Genomic DNA, 17,853 nt, shown 5'->3' with positions numbered 1-17,853 from the left:
GGCAGTACCAGCGGGCGGGCTCGCGGGAGCCGGGCACGTGGACGCGGACCATCTCAGTGTTCGGCCGGGGCCGGTTGGCGTAGCTGCCGCAGCCGTCGACCGCGCACGCCTCGACGGCGGGCGTGTCCGTGGCAGAGCGGGACGTGCCGGTCTTGCCGCCATTCCACGCAAGGCGCGCCTTGCGCTGGGCTGCGCTGGCCTCGGGCAGGCGAGGCCGCTGGGATCGCGCACGCTTCGGCTGGCTGGCGCTGCCCATCAGACGGCCACCATCACGGGACGCTGCGGGAAGCGGGCGGTGATGTCGATGAACTCGGCCGCGTCCTCGACGGAGTCGTAGGCGTTGGAGGTGTACCGCCAGCGCATGGTGCAGATCTGGTGCGCACCCTCGGGGTCGGGGGCACAGCCCGCGATCCAGCGGCGTTCACCGACGGAGTCGCGGTAGGCGGTGATGATCCCGTACACGGTGGCTCGGGTGAGAGAGGCGGCCTGCAGGGTGACGAGGTACTGGTGCGGCTCGCCGCCGGGGACGACGGGGCGGCCGGGCCACAGCCACACCCCGCCCGCCTGGATGGGGGCCTGGCCCCAGCCGGTGAGCGAGGTGTGCGTGACGGCCTCGGTCAGGGCCTCGCCGCTGATGATGCGGACGGTGCCGCAGTCCTGGCACAGCAGCCGCAGCTGCACGCGCCCGAACGTGTCGGCGTGGCCGCAGATCTCGTTGGTGCACGCGTGGGCGGCGGCACCCGTGGACCGCGGCCGGACGCCGTCCGCGCGCCGCAGCTCGGCCACGTCCCACGACGGCGCGGGGCAGTCCGCGGCATGGGTGAGCGGGTCCCACCCGAAGTAGGTCTCGGTGATCAGTTCCATGCTGGTTCCTTGCGGTGGCGTGCGCGGTGCGGCTGCACGCAGGAGGGAGATACGGGCGGGCGCGGTGCGTGCCGGGCGGTCGACGGCGGGTGTGCCGGGTGGGGCGGGACCGCGGAGGCCGGGCCGGTCGGCTCGGCCTCCGCGGCCGGGGCCGGGCTGGTGCTGCGGGTGTCGACGGTGGCTTTGACCGCCACCGCGATGACCGCCCACGCGCCGACTCCGATACCGCCGGCGCGCAGCCAGTCCGCGACGCTCGCGGCGGAGCTCACCGCGGGTCCGGGGCGAGCAGCCCCATGAGGCGGGCGGCGGGTTCGTCGGTCAGCAGTGCCGGGACGCCGTCGCCGCGGAGCTGGACGGCGACACCGTCCTTCAGGCCCACGGCGTACGCGGCGCTGCCCTGCAGAGTGACGTCGCCGGGCTCGACGTTGAGGGTGTCGAGCCACCACCGCCAGGCGTGCAGGGACTGCGGCCGTACGGTCAGGCCGAGGTAGGCGCCGGTCGGCACGTCGGTGGCGGTCACGTCGGGCTGAGACCTGCGGAAGTAGGCGGCGAGTAACGCGGCGGGCGAGTTCTCGTCGACGTCCGTGCCGATGCGGGAGACGCAGGGGGCGAACGCGGTCGTGCGCACACTCATGTCTGCGGCCGGGCCAGGGCTGACGACGTCGTACGGTACGGGCGTGGTCTCGCCGTGGGCGTCGGCCTGCTCGGCGAGCAGCGCCTTCACGGCCGGGGCCAGCTCAAGGGCCAGCAGCTCGATGTGCCCGGCGTCCAGCGGCAGTTCGAGCACCGTGGAGGCCAGCTCGATGCGGGTGCGCAGCCACTGCTGCAGGTCCCGGCTCACTGCGCGTCCCCCGTGGCGGCGGCCTTGGCCGTGATCGGGATGACGGCGACGACCGGCACGACGGAGGCCGGGGCCGGTGAGGCCGTGCCGATGGCGGGGATGGGCTGCGTGTCCTGACTGGACGCGGGCTGCAGCAGGGTGTCGGCGTCGGCGGCCGTGGTCAGGGCCCGGGCGATCAGACGCACGCCCTGGTAGGTGGTGCGCGCCTCGATCCAGACGCTGCTGATCTCGCCGCCGCGGTCGATGTCCTCGCGGATCACCTCGGTGTCGGCGGCGGCGGCCGTCGCCAGCACGCCGCGGCCGGCGGCCAGACCGGTGCCGAAGTGCAGGCGGACACCGAAGACGTCGAGGCCGATCTCGCGGCGGGTCTCGACGCTGTCGGGCAGCACCTGGGCGCGGGCGATGAGCTGGTCGGCCAGGGCCCGCGCCCGCTCGTAGGAGGCGCGGAGCCCGGCCTGTTCGGTTGTCGTCGGTGCGGGCGGGGCGGTGGGCTGAGTAGCCTGGTCCATGTGACCCTCGCTTCAGGTTGGTTGATGTGAGGTGACGTCTCGAACGGGGCCGTTACGGACGGGCAGGTCCGTGGCGGTCCCGTTTGCGCGGTCAGGAGACGTTTGAGAGCGCCTGGCCGCGGCGCGGCAGGGGGCGCAGGCCCGCGAGCGGGTGAGTGCCCGCGGACTTCGGCGCGGTGGTGTTTGCCATCGGGCCGGTGGCCGGCTCGTGGTGGAACAGCGCGTCGATGCGCTCAAGGTCGGCGTCCGTGAAGTAGACGGTCCGGCCGAGCTTGGAGTGCGGCAGCTGCTTGATGTGCCGGCGCAGCCAGGACTCCTCGACTCCGAGTTCCTCGGCGGCCGTGGCGTACGGCATCCGGCGGGTCATGCCGCTGCCTCGGCGCTCTCGTCGGCAACCTTGCGGCCGGTCTCGGCCCACAGGCAGCCAACGTCGATGCCGATCACCCGGCAGATCTCCCGGGCCACCCACGCGGGCTGCGTCGCGGTCGTGCCGTTGAGCAGCCCTTCGATGGTGCCGTGCGGGACTCCGACCTCCCGGGCCAGAGCGCGGCCGCTGATCTCAGATCCGTCGCCGGTACGGCTCATGAGATCGCGCAGCGTGTGCGGCTTGAGCAGGCGATATCTGGGTTCTCGCGTCACGTGCAAACCTCTTGGGCAGTGCGTCCAGAAAAGTTGGGCAGCTCCAGAGTGGCACGAGATTGGGCGTGGTGTCCAGGAATTCTGGACACGGAATTGTGGGGGATTTGGTCAAGGTTGCGGCGAGGACTGGCGCGAGCGCGCCGAAATCTTGGACACTGTGGCTATGTAACGTGGGTGGTTGACCGTTTGAGCAGGGCATTTGCATCAGCCGCACCATGCGACACATGGGCACCCCACGGCCTACGTGACCAGGAGACGAGGATGATGACGGCCGACAAGGCTGCCGAAGGCACCGAGAGGACCGACCTGTCGGACCTCCTGCGTAACCGCATGGCTGAGCTCGGCCTGTCCATCAGGAGCGCAGCGGACGCAACCATCGATCCGCGCAACCCGGAGGCCGGCCCGCTCTACAAGCGCGGCACCCTTGAGAACCTCCTCAAGAACCAGGTCGCCCGCGCCCCCAGTGAGGCGCAGTGCCGTGCCCTGCATGCCGCCTTCAAGCTCCCCCTTACCGCGGTCCAGCGTGCCGTCGCGGCCCAGTATCAGGGCTATATCGCCGAGCGCTGGAACCGCTCGGAGAGGGCCCGCATCCTCGTCGCACGCATCGACGAGATGGATGACCAGGAACTCGAACGCCTGTCCAAGCTGGCCGACATCGCCCTCGGGGACGCGCCCCCGCACTCAGGCTCTGGCCAGGGGTGACTACAAAGCGTAACTTTCTCGTTCAACTCTGGTCACAACTTGGCCTGTGTGGCACAGTCGGTGATCCGCCTGGGAAGCGGTTTCACTCATCCAGGTCACTCATGCCTGCATGAGGGGGCAGGTGTGCGTGCGTGTGCAGCAAGGGGGCCAGATACATGGCACTGGACGACTCGGGGGAGTCCCAGAGCAAGAACAATGGCCGAGTGGCCGAGGTCGACATGCAGTTCGTACCGCACCTCCCAGACGGAAGGGCAGTCTTCCCAGCCGAGCGCGAAGGCAAGTTCGTGTGGCTCGTCGCGGAAGGCGCCATGACGCAGCAGTGCTTCACCGAAATGCGCAATTACCTGACCCACATCGTGGGCAGCGGCATGTGGGTCCAGAACTGGAGCGGTGAGCGTCAGCTCACCTGAACAGCGAAGAACCGTTCCCTCACCATCCGGGGCCGCGCACCGCGCGGCCCCGCCGTCATCTCTCACACCGCCTGCAACGACCTCGGCGACGGCACACTCATCGCCGCATCCACTGCCGCAGCGATCTCACCGTCCAGCGCCCGCACCAGATGCCCGTACCGGTCCACTGTCGTCGTGATCGACTCGTGCCCCAGCCGGGCCTGGATCGCCGGCAGCGGGATGTTCTTCTCGATCAGCCACGCCACGTGTGTATGCCGAAGATCGTGCAGCCTCGGCCGCTTTGTCAGCCCCCGCTCGATCGCCGCCTTCACTGCCCGCTGCCACTTGCGGTGGAAGAAGTTCGAGTGCCGCCACGCCGCGCCCATGCCACCTCGGAACACGAAGTCTTCCGGCTGCCTGCCCACCAGATGCCGACGCAGCATGTCCACCTGGCTCTGCGACAGCGCCAGGGTGCGCCGTGCCTTCCGCGTCTTGGGCGGGCCCAGCTCGAACGTGGCCGCGTCCCCGCGCCGTTTCCACGCGCGCTGGATGTTGATGGTCCGCCTGGCCAGGTTCACGTCGCGGGCCTGCAGTGCCGTCGCCTCGCCCCACCTCAGCCCGGTACCCACGAGGAAGTCGGCCAGGTCAGCGGCGTCGGGGTCGAACTCACGCATGCACGCGCTGATCCGCGCGTACTCGTCGTGCTCCAGGAACGTCATCTCCTCCGTGATCCCGTCGTCCGTCCGCGGCAGCTTCGACTTGCGGCAGGGGTTGTCCTCGCGCAGCGGACTTGCCGCGTCCACGGCTGCCTGGAACACGCAGAAGAGCAGACCGTGCCGGTTCGCGATGGACTTCGGGCTGGCCTTCCTGCGCAGCCACTCGCCTTCCTTCTCCGGGTGAGGCACGCCCTGCTCCTGCTGGCGGATCCAGTCCCGGATGTCGTCGGCCGTCACGTTGCAGACCGTCGCGGGGACGGCCGGGCCGCCGCCAGCGGGGGTGTGCCGGAGACCGCCGAGGCGCTCCCCGGTGCCGTCGGCGCGGGTGAAGAGGAGGCCGGCGAAGTGCCGGTCGATCTCACGCTTGTAGTCCCTGCGTGTCCGCTCGTCGATGCCGGTGAGCTTGTCGGCGTACTCGTGCGCGTAGGCGATCAGGTCCACGTCGTCGGGGTGGCTGTCCGGCTCCACGAATCCCTGGCCCTTGACCCAGCCGTACGGCCACCGGTTGCCGTGGGCCTCGACGAGCTGGCGGAACTGCTCGGCCTGCGCCTGGCCCTCCTCGCCCCCGAAGTTCTCGGTCTGCCACGCGCCGTCCTGGCGCCACTTCACCTGATACGTGATGTCGCCCGACTTCTTCGGGCGCGGAACGATGCTCGCCATGACAGGGGAAGATACGGCCCGAAACGGGCGCTCGGGAGGGGGCGGTGTTCCCGATTGTTCCCAAAGGGCTGAGGACGACGAAGGGCTGACCTGTTTCCACAGGTCAGCCCTTGATCATTAAGGGTGAGTGACGGGACTCGAACCCGCGGCATCCTGGACCACAACCAGGTGCTCTACCAGCTGAGCTACACCCACCATGACCGGCGGTTTCCCTTGGTGGTTCACCGACCGGCCGAGAAAAAGTGTACAGGGTCCGAAGGGGTGCTCGCGCCCGCCTTTTCCCGGGGTCCCCGGAGGGACCCCCGGAACCGCTACTGAGCAGGTACGACGTACTTCGCGGCGATGGCCCGGGCGGTCTCGGTGTCCGGGCCCGGCTGGGGTACGAAGACGGCCTCGCGGTAGTACTTCAGCTCCGCGATCGACTCGCGGATGTCGGCCAGCGCCCGGTGGTTGCCGTTCTTCTCCGGGCTGTTGAAGTACGCCCTCGGGTACCAGCGCCGGGCCAGCTCCTTGATCGAGGAGACGTCCACGATCCGGTAGTGCAGGTAGTCCTCCAGCGTCGGCATGTCCCGCAGCAGGAAGCCGCGGTCGGTGCCGACCGAGTTCCCGCACAGCGGCGCCTTGCCGGGCTCCTTGACGTGCTCGCGTACGTACGCCAGCACCTGGGCCTCGGCGTCCGCCAGCGTCGTACCGCCGGCCAGCTCGTCCAGCAGGCCGGACGCGGTGTGCATCTGACGCACCACTTCCGGCATCGTCTCCAGCGCCGACTCCGGCGGGCGGATGACGATGTCCACACCGTCGCCGAGCACGTTCAGCTCGGAGTCGGTGACGAGGGCGGCAACCTCGATGAGCGCGTCGTCGGACAGCGAGAGGCCGGTCATCTCGCAGTCGATCCACACCATGCGATCGTTCATGCGACCACCCTAAAGCTGACGTCACCGTTTGTGGGCCTCGCGGTGGCTCCCGGGCTCCGCGGACACGAAACGCCGGGCAGGTTCGTACACCTGCCCGGCGTCCGTCGTACGTCCGGGGCTCAGCTGCCGCTGCGCTGTCCCGGCAGTGTGGCCCGCGCCACGTAGCTCTCCCGGCCGCTCTCCGCGGCCGCCGCGGCGAGGGCCTGGCCCATCGACGTCGGCGCGGGGGTGCGGCGGGTCTGCAGCGGGACCGGGCCGGGCTCCGGGTGGAGCGCGGGCGTCGGGCCGGGGGCGGTGTCGGCGTCCGCGGCCGGCCGGTCACCCTGCGGGCGCCGGGCCCGGTACGCCGCCCGGTAGGCGGCGGGCGACGAGCCGAGCTGGCGCCGGAAGTGCCCGCGCAGGGCCACCGGCGAGCGGAAGCCGCAGCGCCCCGCGACCTCGTCCACCGAGTAGTCCGACGTCTCCAGCAGCCGCTGTGCCTGCAGCACCCGCTGGGTGATCAGCCACTGCAGCGGCGCCGATCCCGTCAGTGAACGGAAGCGGCGGTCGAACGTGCGGCGGGACATGTACGCCCGCGCCGCGAGGGTCTCCACGTCGAACTGCTCGTGGAGGTGTTCCAGCGCCCAGGCGACGACCTCGGCCAGCGGGTCGGCGCCGATCTCTTCTGGTAAAGAGCGGTCCAGGTAGCGTTCCTGGCCTCCCGTCCGGCGCGGCGGGACGACCAGACGGCGGGCCAGCGCACCGGCCGCCTCGTTGCCGTGGTCGGTCCGCACGATGTGGAGGCAGAGGTCGATGCCCGCGGCCGTACCGGCCGAAGTGAGCACGTCCCCGTCGTCCACGAAGAGTTCCCGTGGATCCACGTGCACCGACGGATAGCGCTTGGCCAGCGTCGGCGCGTACATCCAGTGGGTGGTCGCGGGGCGGCCGTCCAGCAGGCCGGCAGCGGCGAGCACGAACGCGCCGGTGCACAGCCCTACGATGCGGGCCCCTTCGTCGTGCGCCCGGCGCAGCGCGTCGAGCGCTTCCTCCGGTGGCGGTGAGGTGATCGAGCGCCAGGCCGGCACGACAACCGTGCCCGCCCGTGAGATCGCCTCCAGCCCATGTGGCGCGCTGAGTTCCAGGCCCCCTGTGGTCCGCAGCGGGCCTTCCTCGCCGCCGCACACCAGCAGTCGGTAGCGCGGCACGCCGGCGTCCTGGCGGTCAATCCCGAACACCGACAGCGGTATGGAACTCTCGAAAATGGGGCCGCCGCTGAACAGCAGCACCGCGACGATCTCCTTGCGGCGGCGCCCGGAGAGTTTCCGGGTCGCGGCTTCCGGCGCGGCAGTGGAGTCGTGGCTCATACTGCTAAGCCCCCCTCGGTGGTCGCGGCTCCTCGGTTGTGTCGCTCCTGCACGTTTCCCCTCGGTCCTGCACGAGTCCCCCGCCGTAGACAGTCAAGATCGAATCTACTGTGTCGCGTTGTGCCTCAGTGGCCGGTTCGGCATTCGGCACATTGTCGACTTGGCAACTTGGCGTGAAGCATTCGATCACGAAGCGTTGCACTCAGGGGCCGTGCAGGGAAGTGCGCCTTGTCGCCGTGGCCAAACCACGTAGGGTGCGCGACACCCCTCAGACCCTTTTCGTGCAGGTCGAACGGGGGTTGAGGGGTGGTTCGGGGTAGGGATGCGTGGTCGCCGGAAGTTGGCTGAAAAGAATCGCCCGGGGGCATGGAAACCGGTCAGCCGCCCGGTGTATTTCCCCCGGAGTGCCGTCCGCGCCGGGCGGAGCCGGCGCCGGGTGCGGTGGCCGCCCCGCGCTCGGACCGGCGCAGCAGGATCCGGCAGACGGCGGTGACGGCGGCGAGGCCGAGCGCGGTCCCGGTGGCGCCGGCCAGTGAGGTGCCGTACCAGAGGAGGAGGACCGGGACGAGGACGCAGGAGAAGGCCGCCCAGCGGACCACGTCGGTGGTGGAGTCGTGGGGCTGCTGTCCCGGCATCGCGTGCTCCCTGTTCGGCGGTTCGCCGGGATCAACGCGTGTTCGAGCCGTCGGTCACTGTCCGCGGCCCGCCCGTGACGTCCGCGGTGGCCCGCTTCCTGTGCAAACCGCCTGTACAGGGCAGCAACCATTGCGTTACGGGCGCACCCTCGTGCATGCTCCCTGGAACCCCCGCTGGAGCACCCCGCGGGATCTGGGCTAAGGAGGCGTGCCGCCGTACCCTTGGGGGTATGGGGTTGGGAAGATGTTTCCCGGACACAGCTCCGACCACACACTGTCGTCCCACCCACACAAGGATCACAACGCCGAGACAGCCATGGCCGGTCACGAATTCTTCGAACCCGCGGACCGCAAGCGGCCCGTCGCCGACCCCACGGCGGCCGAGCCCCTGGCGGCGGACGAGTCACGCCATTCCTGCGACCCCGCCTTCAAGCACGGCGTCGTGGTCGGTTTCGACGGTTCCACCTCCAGTGAGCGCGCCCTGGCCTACGCCATCGGTATGGCCCACCGCTCCGGCTCCGGCCTGATCATCGTGCATGTGGCCAACCGGCTGCCCACCACCGTCTGGGCGGGGTGCGAGCCGCCGGTCTTCGTGGATGTGCCCGATCACCGCACCGAGGTGCTGGGCCTGGAGCTGGCCTGCGCGGACTATCTGGCCGAGGTGCCCTGGATCCTGGTCGAGCGCGGCGGCGACATCTGCCACGAGCTCGAAGAGGTGGGCCGCGAGTACGAGGCGGACGCCATCGTGGTGGGCTCCACCCATGGCATCGTGGGGCGGATCTTCGGCTCCGTGGCGGGGCGGCTCGCCAAGCGGGCGCAGCGGCCCGTCGTCGTCATTCCGTAACTCGCCGTCGTTCCAGGTGAGATGTGCCGTCGGCGATCCACCGACCCCCCTCCCGTACGCATGAATCTACTGGCGCGTAGAGGTGTTTGTGCTCTTGTGAAGGGCATATATGGTTCACCGCGCAACTGAACATGCATGAAGGGAGCCCGCCGTGGACAAAGACGTCTCCGCGGGAAGCGGGACCACCACCGTGGTCGGCCGACTCGCCCTCGGAATAACCCTGTTGGCCTTCGGCCTCGGGTACACCGAAGTCATCGACGGTGTCTCGGCCGCTGACGCCGTCTCAATCGCCCAGTACGTGGGCGGTGTTGCCCTCTTCGTCGCCGGTCTGCTGGCATTCCGGGACCACGACAACGCCTCCGGTACGGCCTTCACCGCGCTCGGCGCGCTGTGGTTCACCTGGGCCGTCTCCGCCGACGCGACCGTCTCCGCGAACGCGGCGGGGCTGTTCCTGCTGCTGTTCGCCCTGGTGGCGCTCTCGCTGACCCTCGCGGGCGGCGATCAACTCGGCCAGGGCGCCTACGGGTTGTTCTCCCTGTCGTTGCTGCTGCTGTCCATCGCCATGTTCGCCGAGAACGACGGACTGGCGAAGGTCGGCGGCTGGTGCGCGGTCGCCGCGGGCGCGGTGGCCTGGTACGCCGCCACGGCGGCACTGGCCCACTGGCCCACGTCGATTTCTCGGCGGGCTGCCGGCCGGGGGGTGACGGCCACCGGCTGATAGGGCAGCCGAGGCCGGGGTGTTGGGCGCGCCCCGGCCGACCGAACGGCCCCCCGCGTGAGTGGTGGCATCACGTGGGGGGCCGTCCCATGTCCGGCGGGTGCCGGCCGCTCGACCGTCCGGGAGGCGCCCGCCGCCCAACCGTCCGGAAGGCGTTGGCTGTTCGGTCGTCCGGGAGGTGTCGGCTACTCGACCGTCACCGACTTGGCGAGGTTGCGCGGCTTGTCGATGTCCCGGCCCAGGGCGAGGGCCGTGTGGTAGGCGAGGAGCTGCAGCGGGATGCCCATCAGGATCGGGTCCAGCTCGTCCTCGTTCTTCGGGACCACGATGGTCTGGTCCGCCTTCTCCTGGTGCTGGTGGGCCACCGCCAGGATCTTGCCGCTGCGGGCCTTGATCTCCTCCATCGCGGCGCGGTTCTTCTCCAGCAGGTCGTCGTCGGGGACGATCGCGACCGTGGGGAGGGCCGGCTCGATCAGGGCCAGCGGGCCGTGCTTGAGCTCGGAGGCCGGGTAGGCCTCGGCGTGGATGTAGGAGACCTCCTTGAGCTTCAGGGAGGCCTCACGGGCCACCGGGTAGCCCCGGACGCGGCCGATGAAGAGCATCGAGCGGGCCTGGGCGTACTCCTCGGCCAGCTTCTTGATCGCGTCCTCCTGCTCCAGCATCTCGGAGATCTGGGCGGGCAGCTTGCGCAGGCCCTCGATGATCCGCTTGCCGTCGCGGACCGAGAGGTCCCGGGTGCGGCCCAGGTGCAGGGCGAGCAGCGCGAAGGCGACCGTGGTGTTGGTGAAGCACTTGGTGGAGACCACGCAGACCTCGGGGCCCGCGTGCACGTAGACGCCGCCGTCCGCCTCGCGGGCGATGGCCGAGCCGACCACGTTGACCACGCCGAGGACGCGCGCGCCCTTGCGCTTGAGCTCCTGGACGGCCGCGAGGACGTCGTAGGTCTCACCGGACTGCGAGACCGCGATGTAGAGGGTGTCCGGGTCCACGACCGCGTTGCGGTAGCGGAACTCCGAGGCGGGCTCGGCGTCGGCGGGGATACGGGCCAGCTCCTCGATCATCTGGGCGCCGATCATGCCCGCGTGGTACGAGGTGCCGCAGCCGAGGATCTTCACGCGGCGGATCCGGCGCGCCTCGCGGGCGTCCAGGTTGAGGCCGCCGAGGTGCACGGTGGAGAAGCGGTCGTCGATCCGGCCGCGCAGCACGCGGTCCACGGCGTCGGCCTGCTCGTGGATCTCCTTGTGCATGTAGGTGTCGTGGCCGCCCATGTCGTAGGAGGCGGCCTCCCACTCCACGGTGGTGGGCTCGGCGGTGGTGCGGGTGCCCTCGGTGGTGTAGGTGCGGAAGTCGTCGGCCTTGAGGGTGGCCATCTCGCCGTCGTCGAGGGTGACTATCTGCCGCGTGTGGGCGACCAGGGCGGCGATGTCGGAGGCGACGAACATCTCCTTCTCGCCGATGCCGAGGACGACCGGGGAGCCGTTGCGGGCCACCACGATGCGGTCCGGGAAGTCGGCGTGCAGCACGGCGATGCCGTACGTGCCCTCGATCAGCCGGACGGTCTCGCGGACCTTGTCCTCCAGCTTCTCGGCCTGCGAGCGGGCGATGAGGTGGACGAGGACCTCGGTGTCGGTCTCGGAGAGGAACTCCACGCCGTCCGCCTCCAGCTTGCGGCGCAGGTCGGCGGCGTTGTCGATGATGCCGTTGTGGACGACGGCGACCTTGCCCTCGGCGTCCAGGTGCGGGTGGGCGTTCACGTCGGAGGGGGCGCCGTGGGTGGCCCAGCGGGTGTGGGCGATACCGGTGGTGCCCTTGAAGCGCGCCGGGACCTTGGCCTCCAGGTCGCGGACCCGGCCCTTGGCCTTCACCGTCTTCAGCCCGGCCGTCTTCGGGGAGGTGATCGCTATGCCGGCTGAGTCGTAGCCGCGGTACTCCAGCCGCTGCAGGCCCTCCAGCAGCAGGGGAGCCACATCACGCTTCCCGATGTATCCGACGATTCCGCACATATATAGAGGTATCCCTAGCCGTAGACGATGCGGCGCAGTTGCCGGAGGGTCAGCTCCGGCGGTGCCACCGCCCGGTATTTCAGGTCCGCCGAGATCCGTTCGAAGATCGTCGCGTTCACCAGGCCCTGGGCCTGGAGCTCGCGGTGGCGGCGACGGACGAACTCCTCGGTCGTCTCGTCGAAGTAGGCGAGCACGTCCTGGATCACCCGCAGCGCCTCGCCCCGGTTCAGGGGGGTGGTGCGCGTCAGATGATCAACGAGTTCGTCGTGCACCCGGTAGATCCTGAGGTACCGCCACGGCTTTCGCAAGAATTCTGCCCGATTTCGGGCAGGGGTGTGTCGGGGAGCCCGAAAGGTGCTAAGGGGCCGGTGTACATGAGCACCGGGGTCGGGGCTGGGAATTGTTCGCGGGAGGCCCGCCCCCTGGGGCAGTCCGGCCGTGAAGGGCGGCGCGTCGAACGGGTGACGGGCTCCCCCTGGCGGGTCCCCGGGGCGGGTGTCACATGCGCTTCAGGACGGCCTGTTTGGCGAGGGCGAACTCCTCGTCCGTGAGGACTCCCGTGCGGTGGAGTTCGCCCAGCTCGCGCAGACGGCGCAGCAGGGCGTCGTGGTCGTCCTCGGCGGGCGCCGGGGGCAGCGCGGTGCGGTCCGGTTCGGGGTCCGGGTGCCGTACGTCGTCCGGGGGCGCCGCCGGGTGCGGGAGGCGGGCCTGGACGGCTGCCGCGACCAGGGCCATCAGGGGGTCCTTCTTGAAGCCCCACAGCTCCACCGCGTTCGGGTCGTACTTCGGCGGGGCCTCGGTCGGGGCGCCCCGCACGATGAAGCGCAGGTGGCCGTTCTCCAGGCCTGCGGCGGGCAGCCACTCCACCCCGGTGATGTCCTCCAGGTTCAGCGTGCGGGCCCCGGCCGCCGCCTTGGCGTCCTCCGTCTTCCAGTTCCACTCCAGTCGGATCCGCTCCCCGTCGAAGCTCGCGGTGCCGTCCCCGGCCGAGACCGACAGCGGGACCGGCGGGCCCGGCAGGAGGTACTCGCGCACCGGGTCCGAGGGGACCTGGTCCAGCATCAGGGCGGTGCGCACCTCCTCGGTGAAGTACTCGGCCACGCCGTAGCGGCCGGGTTCGACTATCAGCTGGTACGGGTCGTGGGGTTCGGTGAGCCGTCCGCCGGTGGCGTGCAGCAGCGGGTCCGCGCCGTCCCGCAGGCGCAGCCGGAGCCGCCCCGCCTTCTTGCCCTGCTCGAACGAGACCCCCGCCAACGCGCCCAGGGGGACGACGAGTTCACCCAGGGTCTTGCGGAGGAGGCTGACGTTCTTGTCCCGTCCGGGCGTCAGCCGCAGTGCGTCCCCGTCGAAGGCCCAGGTGCCGTCCTTCTGGATGATTTCCGCCATGGGGTGGATTGTTTCATCTGTCTCACGAGAGAGTGGTCCAGACCTCTTTGGGGGTTCCATGGCTTATGGACACCGGCCACAGGCCATGGCTCATGGAAGGGACGGTTTTGTGAGACAGCACCACAGAACGCTTCGCCTTCTCGGATCCCTGCTGCTGATCGCGGCGGGCGCCTCGCTCACCGGCGCCGCCCCCGCACCGGCCGCGTCCGCGACCGCCATCCCGCTCGACCGGGTGGTCCCCGCGCCCGCCTCGGCCCAACCGGGCGGCTCCCCCTACCGCATCACCCGCGCCACCCACATCCGCGTGGACGCCTCCCGCGAGACGCGCCGCGTCGGCGAGTACCTCGCCGGGATACTGCGCCCCTCCACCGGCTACCGCCTCCCCGTCACCACCCACGGCGCGGGCGGCATCCAACTGCGCCTGAAGAAGGGCCCGTTCGGCGCGGAGGGGTACCGCCTCGACAGCGGCCGCGAGGGCGTCGTCATCACCGCCGCCGAGCCCGCCGGCCTCTTCCACGGCGTCCAGACCCTGCGCCAGCTCCTGCCCGCGGCCGTCGAGAAGGACTCCGTGCAGCCCGGCCCCTGGCCGGTGGCGGGCGGCACCATCGAGGACCGGCCGCGCTACGCCTGGCGCGGCGCCATGCTCGACGTCTCCCGGCACTTCTTCGACGTCGGCGAAGTCAAGCGGTACATCGACCAGTTGGCGCTGTACAAGTTCAACAGGCTGCATCTGCACCTCAGTGACGACCAGGGCTGGCGCATCGCCGTCGACTCCTGGCCGCGCCTTGCCACCTACGGCGGCTCCACCGAGGTCGGCGGCGGCCCCGGCGGCTACTACACCAAGGCCGACTACAAGGAGATCGTCCGCTACGCCGCCTCCCGGCACCTGGAGGTCGTCCCCGAGATCGACATGCCCGGCCACACCAACGCGGCCCTCGCCTCGTACGCCGAACTGAACTGTGACTCAGTGGCGCCGCCGCTCTACACCGGCACCGAGGTCGGCTTCAGCTCGCTGTGCGTCGGCAAGGAGATCACGTACGACTTCGTCGACGACGTGATCCGGGAACTGGCCGCGCTCACACCCGGCCGCTATCTGCACATCGGCGGCGACGAGGCGCACTCCACCCCGCACGAGGACTACCTGGCGTTCATGGAGCGCGCCCAGCGGACCGTCACCAAGTACGGCAAGACGGTGGTCGGTTGGCACCAGCTCACCGGCGCCTCCCCGGTGCAGGGGGCGCTCGCCCAGTACTGGGGGCTCGACGGGACCGGCGCCGAGGAGAAGGCCCAGGTGGCCGCGGCGGCACGGAACGGCACCGGGCTGATCCTGTCGCCCGCCGACCGGATCTACCTGGACATGAAGTACGACGCGAACACCCCGCTCGGCCTGTCCTGGGCGGGCTATGTCGACGTACGACGCTCCTACGACTGGGACCCGGGAACCTATCTGCCGGGGGTGCCGCAGTCCGCGGTGCGCGGGGTCGAGGCGCCGCTGTGGAGCGAGACGCTGGAGAACTCCGAGCACATCGAGTTCATGGCGTTCCCGCGCGCGGCCGGGGTGGCGGAGCTCGGCTGGTCGCCCGCCGGGACGCACGACTGGGAGGACTACCGGGTGCGTCTCGCCGCCCAGGCACCGCGCTGGGAGGCACTGGGGATCGGCTTCCACCGGTCACCGCAGGTGCCTTGGCCCGCTGAGTAGGACGTCACCGAGCTGCCCGAAAACGTGTGCGTCCCGCGAAAACCCTGTGGAAGCGATGTCGGAGGGTGCCCTTATGCTGCACCGCGACGATCACGTGGATCAGGGGAGGGCGCGCAATGTTCGGCAGTCTGTTCGGCAGGGGCGGGGAGAGAACGGACGGCGATCCGCATGCTCTCCCCGCTCCGCGCAAGCGCAAGAACGGCACGTACGAGCTGGTCGCGCTCGGCGACACCCGGGTGCTCACCCTGATCGAGGCCGCCCAGGCGGGCGACTGGGCGGCCGTCAAGGCGGCGCTCGACCCCTTCGACCCGGGCCGCGACCACGCCGTCATCGGCCAACTGGCCGAGCTCGACGGGGTGCAGGACTGGATCGTCCGGGCCGTCGAGGAGGACAAGGAGCACCGGGCGACCGCCCTGCTGATATCCGGTATCCGACACATCCACTGGGGCTGGGAGGCGCGCACCGCCGACCGTGCCGCCAACGTCTCACGGGAGCAGTGGCAGACCTTCTTCGAGCGGCTCCGCATCGCCGAGGAACACCTGCTGGAGGCGGCCGAACTGCGCCCGGAGTGGATCACGCCCTGGCGCCACCTGCTCACCTCCGCGCGCGGCATGTCCCTCGACTCCTCGGTCGCCGAGGCCCGGCGGGACGCCGCGCTGCGCCGTGACCCGCTGGACCTGGACACCCACCTCGCCTGGCTCTCGCAGCTCCAGCCCCGCTGGGGCGGCGAGCCGGGGCAGGCCCTGGAGTACGCCCGCGAGGCGTACGCCGCCGCACCCGACGGGCACCGGCTCGGCTGCGTGCTGGCCATGGCGTACATCGAGGAGTGGGTGGAGTCCGACGACAAGAACTGCCTCCAGCAGCCCCGGATCCGCACCGAGCTGAGGCAGGCCGCCGAGCGCAGCATCCTGCACCACGCCTACGAGCGGCGCCTCGGCTGGCAGGGCGACTACAACATGTTCGCCATGGCCCTCTCCCTTGCCGGGAGCAGCACGGCCTCGAACGTCTTCCGCGAGCTGGAGGGCGTGTACACCGAGTGGCCCTGGACGTACATGTCGGACCCGCAGAAGGTGTACGCGCGCTTCCGCAAGGCCTTCTGAGCCCGCCGCACCCCGTCACCCCGCCGCCCGCGCCCCGATTACCGGAACTGCCGATGACTCTGCCCGCGAACGCCGCCGCCGACCGCACCTTCCAGGTCGACCTGCGCGGCCTCGTCGACCTCCTCTCCCACCACCTCTACTCCAGCCCCCGCGTCTACCTGCGTGAACTGATGCAGAACGCGGTGGACGCGCTCACCGCCCGGCACACCCTCGAACCCGACGCCCCCGCGGGCGCCTTCGGCATCCGGCTGTACGCCGACGGCTCCGTCGTACGCGTCGAGGACGACGGCGTCGGTCTCACCGAGGCCGATGTGCACACCTTCCTCGCCACCATCGGCCGCAGCAGCAAGCGCGCCGAGAAGATCGCCGAGCAGCGCGCCGACTTCATCGGCCAGTTCGGCATCGGTCTGCTGTCCTGCTTCCTGGTCGCCGACGAGATCCACGTCGTCAGCCGCTCCGCCCGCACCCCCGACGCCCCGGCCGTGGAGTGGCGGGGCCGCGGGGACGGCTCGTACAGCGTGCGCACCCTGCCCGCCTCCAGCCGGCCCCGCCCCGGTACGACGGTCACGCTGACCCCGCGCGCGGACGCCGCCGAGTGGACCCGACCCGCCCAGGTGCACTCCCTGGCCCGGCACTTCGGGTCCCTGCTGCGCCACCCGGTCACCTTCGACGACGGCACCGCCGGACCGGCCGCGCCCGTCAACCCCGAGCCCGCGCCCTGGGCGCAGAGCCACCCCACCCCGGGCGCCCGGGCCCGTGCGCTCGCCGCGTACGGCGAGGAGGTGTTCGGCTTCAAGCCGCTGGACACCATCGAACTGGACCTGCCCGCCGTCGGCCTGAAGGGCATCGCCTGCGTGCTGCCCGAGGCCGTACCCGCCGGGCGCCGCCACGGGCACCGGGTGCACGTCAAGGGCATGCTGCTGTCCGAGCAGGCCGAGGAGATCCTGCCCGAGTGGGCGTTCTTCGTCCGCTGCGTCGTCGACGCCGAGAGCTTGCGCCCCACCGCCTCCCGCGAGTCCCTGTACGAGGACGACACCCTCGCCGCCGTCCGCGACGCGCTCGCCGAGCGGCTGCGCGCCTGGATCGCCCGCGCCGCCGCCAGCGACCCCGACCTGCTCGGCCGCTTCCTCCAGGCCCACCACCTGGCGGTGAAGTCGCTCGCCGTGCACGACGACGAGATCCTGCGGATGCTGCTGCCCTGGCTGCCGTTCGAGACCACCGACGGGCACTGCACCCTCGACGAGTTCGCGCGCACCCACCGCACCGTGCTGGTCACCTCCACCGTGGAGGAGTTCCGGCAGATCGCCGCCATCGCCTCCGCCGCCGGACTCGGCGTCGTCAACGGCGGCTACACCTACGACCGCGACCTGGTGCACCGGCTGCCCGAGGTACGGCCCGAGATCAGCGTCGCCGACCTCGACCCGGCCACCCTCACCGCCCACCTCGACCCGGTCGACCGGGAGACCGAGCTGGCCGCCGCGGCCTACCTCGCCCAGGCCCGGGACGCCCTCGCCGTCTTCGACGTCGACGTCGCGCTGCGCACCTTCCAGCCGGCCTCCGCGCCCGCCCTGCTCATGGACAGCCGCGAGGCCCGCCACGAGCGCACCCGCTCCCAGCTCGCCCGGGAACAGGAGGGCGGCATCTGGGGCGACATCCTCGGCGCCCTGCGCCAGGAGGCCCCGCGCGCCCAGCTCATCCTCAACCAGCTCAACCCGCTGGTGCGCACCGCCCTGACCATCGACGAACCCGAGCTGGCCCGCACCAGCGCCGAAGCCCTCTACGGGCAGGCCGCGATGCTCTCCCGCCGCCCGCTCAGGCCCGCCGAGTCGAGCCTGATCAACCGCTCCTTCCTCGACCTTCTCGCCCACGCCCTGCGCAAGGACAGCTGACG

The 17,853-nt window shown here is 70.8% G+C and carries 20 protein-coding genes and 1 tRNA gene; 7 read left to right on the top strand and 14 right to left on the bottom strand.

The features are described from left to right. Window positions 1-255: 255 nt before the first annotated feature. From ACZ7L7_RS05070 to ACZ7L7_RS05045, 6 genes are all read right to left on the bottom strand, one after another. Complete coding sequence (locus ACZ7L7_RS05070) at window positions 256-864, bottom strand: hypothetical protein (protein WP_472074813.1); 609 nt, start codon at window positions 862-864, stop codon at window positions 256-258. After that, entirely contained in the window at window positions 855-1,133 is a 279-nt protein-coding gene (locus ACZ7L7_RS05065) for a hypothetical protein (protein ID WP_472074811.1), read from the bottom strand. Before ACZ7L7_RS05065 ends, ACZ7L7_RS05070 begins: the two co-directional genes overlap by 10 nt. Continuing rightward, the gene (locus ACZ7L7_RS05060; protein ID WP_472074809.1) at window positions 1,130-1,705 is read right to left on the bottom strand and encodes a hypothetical protein; all 576 of its coding nucleotides are present in this window, start codon (window positions 1,703-1,705) and stop codon (window positions 1,130-1,132) included. The genes ACZ7L7_RS05065 and ACZ7L7_RS05060 overlap by 4 nt, the downstream gene beginning before the upstream one ends. Beyond that, window positions 1,702-2,214: a hypothetical protein gene (locus ACZ7L7_RS05055; protein WP_472074807.1), complete on the bottom strand. Its 513-nt coding sequence runs from the start codon at window positions 2,212-2,214 to the stop codon at window positions 1,702-1,704. The genes ACZ7L7_RS05060 and ACZ7L7_RS05055 overlap by 4 nt, the downstream gene beginning before the upstream one ends. A 91-nt stretch (window positions 2,215-2,305) precedes the next feature. Further along, window positions 2,306-2,581 carry a helix-turn-helix domain-containing protein gene (locus ACZ7L7_RS05050; RefSeq protein ID WP_472074805.1) on the bottom strand — a complete coding sequence of 92 codons (276 nt, stop codon included), beginning with the start codon at window positions 2,579-2,581 and terminating at the stop codon, window positions 2,306-2,308. Then, the gene (locus tag ACZ7L7_RS05045) at window positions 2,578-2,853 is read right to left on the bottom strand and encodes a hypothetical protein (RefSeq protein WP_472074803.1); all 276 of its coding nucleotides are present in this window, start codon (window positions 2,851-2,853) and stop codon (window positions 2,578-2,580) included. The genes ACZ7L7_RS05050 and ACZ7L7_RS05045 overlap by 4 nt, the downstream gene beginning before the upstream one ends. 261 nt (window positions 2,854-3,114) lie before the next feature. Here ACZ7L7_RS05045 and ACZ7L7_RS05040 point away from each other — a divergent pair, with 261 nt between their 5' ends. After that, on the top strand, window positions 3,115-3,555 hold the full coding sequence (locus ACZ7L7_RS05040; RefSeq protein ID WP_472074801.1) for a hypothetical protein: 441 nt from the start codon (window positions 3,115-3,117) through the stop codon (window positions 3,553-3,555). A 155-nt stretch (window positions 3,556-3,710) separates the two neighbouring features. Further along, window positions 3,711-3,965: a hypothetical protein gene (locus ACZ7L7_RS05035; RefSeq protein WP_472074800.1), complete on the top strand. Its 255-nt coding sequence runs from the start codon at window positions 3,711-3,713 to the stop codon at window positions 3,963-3,965. A gap of 62 nt (window positions 3,966-4,027) precedes the next feature. Here the strand turns inward: ACZ7L7_RS05035 and ACZ7L7_RS05030 are convergent, their stop codons facing one another. From ACZ7L7_RS05030 to ACZ7L7_RS05010, 5 genes are all read right to left on the bottom strand, one after another. Then, a complete protein-coding gene (locus tag ACZ7L7_RS05030) occupies window positions 4,028-5,320 on the bottom strand; it encodes a tyrosine-type recombinase/integrase (RefSeq protein WP_472074798.1) in 1,293 nt (430 codons plus the stop codon). 122 nt (window positions 5,321-5,442) lie between these two features. Further along, a tRNA-His gene (locus ACZ7L7_RS05025) sits at window positions 5,443-5,515 on the bottom strand. A gap of 116 nt (window positions 5,516-5,631) precedes the next feature. Beyond that, window positions 5,632-6,234, bottom strand: a complete 603-nt coding sequence (gene orn, locus ACZ7L7_RS05020) for an oligoribonuclease (RefSeq protein ID WP_453605862.1) — start codon at window positions 6,232-6,234, stop codon at window positions 5,632-5,634. Between the two features lie 119 nt (window positions 6,235-6,353). Continuing rightward, complete coding sequence (locus ACZ7L7_RS05015) at window positions 6,354-7,577, bottom strand: helix-turn-helix domain-containing protein (protein WP_453605864.1); 1,224 nt, start codon at window positions 7,575-7,577, stop codon at window positions 6,354-6,356. Window positions 7,578-7,954: 377 nt separating this feature from the next. Beyond that, entirely contained in the window at window positions 7,955-8,212 is a 258-nt protein-coding gene (locus tag ACZ7L7_RS05010; RefSeq protein ID WP_453605866.1) for a hypothetical protein, read from the bottom strand. 316 nt (window positions 8,213-8,528) lie between these two features. Between ACZ7L7_RS05010 and ACZ7L7_RS05005 the strand changes: the two genes are divergently transcribed. Together ACZ7L7_RS05005 and ACZ7L7_RS05000 are read left to right on the top strand one after the other, a co-directional pair. After that, window positions 8,529-9,056 (top strand): universal stress protein, encoded by a 528-nt coding sequence (locus ACZ7L7_RS05005; RefSeq protein ID WP_285510914.1) that lies wholly within the window; start codon window positions 8,529-8,531, stop codon window positions 9,054-9,056. A 151-nt stretch (window positions 9,057-9,207) separates the two neighbouring features. After that, window positions 9,208-9,774: a GPR1/FUN34/YaaH family transporter gene (locus tag ACZ7L7_RS05000; RefSeq protein ID WP_472074796.1), complete on the top strand. Its 567-nt coding sequence runs from the start codon at window positions 9,208-9,210 to the stop codon at window positions 9,772-9,774. A 185-nt stretch (window positions 9,775-9,959) separates the two neighbouring features. On the opposite strand, the gene glmS is transcribed toward ACZ7L7_RS05000, so the two are convergent. From glmS to ACZ7L7_RS04985, 3 genes are all read right to left on the bottom strand, one after another. Beyond that, a complete protein-coding gene (gene glmS / locus ACZ7L7_RS04995; protein ID WP_093721227.1) occupies window positions 9,960-11,777 on the bottom strand; it encodes a glutamine--fructose-6-phosphate transaminase (isomerizing) in 1,818 nt (605 codons plus the stop codon). 14 nt (window positions 11,778-11,791) lie between these two features. Continuing rightward, window positions 11,792-12,049 carry a hypothetical protein gene (locus ACZ7L7_RS04990; protein WP_285510916.1) on the bottom strand — a complete coding sequence of 86 codons (258 nt, stop codon included), beginning with the start codon at window positions 12,047-12,049 and terminating at the stop codon, window positions 11,792-11,794. A gap of 226 nt (window positions 12,050-12,275) precedes the next feature. Continuing rightward, window positions 12,276-13,163, bottom strand: coding sequence for a DUF4429 domain-containing protein (locus ACZ7L7_RS04985; RefSeq protein WP_471591489.1), 888 nt, complete (start codon window positions 13,161-13,163; stop codon window positions 12,276-12,278). An 85-nt stretch (window positions 13,164-13,248) separates the two neighbouring features. Between ACZ7L7_RS04985 and ACZ7L7_RS04980 the strand changes: the two genes are divergently transcribed. The 3 genes from ACZ7L7_RS04980 to ACZ7L7_RS04970 all read left to right on the top strand — a co-directional run bounded on the left by ACZ7L7_RS04980 (window position 13,249) and on the right by ACZ7L7_RS04970 (window position 17,851). Then, a complete protein-coding gene (locus ACZ7L7_RS04980; RefSeq protein ID WP_472074794.1) occupies window positions 13,249-14,862 on the top strand; it encodes a beta-N-acetylhexosaminidase in 1,614 nt (537 codons plus the stop codon). 116 nt (window positions 14,863-14,978) lie between these two features. Further along, entirely contained in the window at window positions 14,979-15,962 is a 984-nt protein-coding gene (locus ACZ7L7_RS04975; RefSeq protein WP_471591487.1) for a hypothetical protein, read from the top strand. Window positions 15,963-16,015: 53 nt separating this feature from the next. Next, a complete protein-coding gene (locus ACZ7L7_RS04970; RefSeq protein WP_472074792.1) occupies window positions 16,016-17,851 on the top strand; it encodes an HSP90 family protein in 1,836 nt (611 codons plus the stop codon). Window positions 17,852-17,853 lie beyond the last annotated feature (2 nt).

Source organism: Streptomyces sp. NPDC110618 (assembly GCF_055657065.1).
The sequence above is the reverse complement of the archived record's forward strand: the minus strand, read 5'-3'. Positions and strand labels throughout refer to the sequence as shown.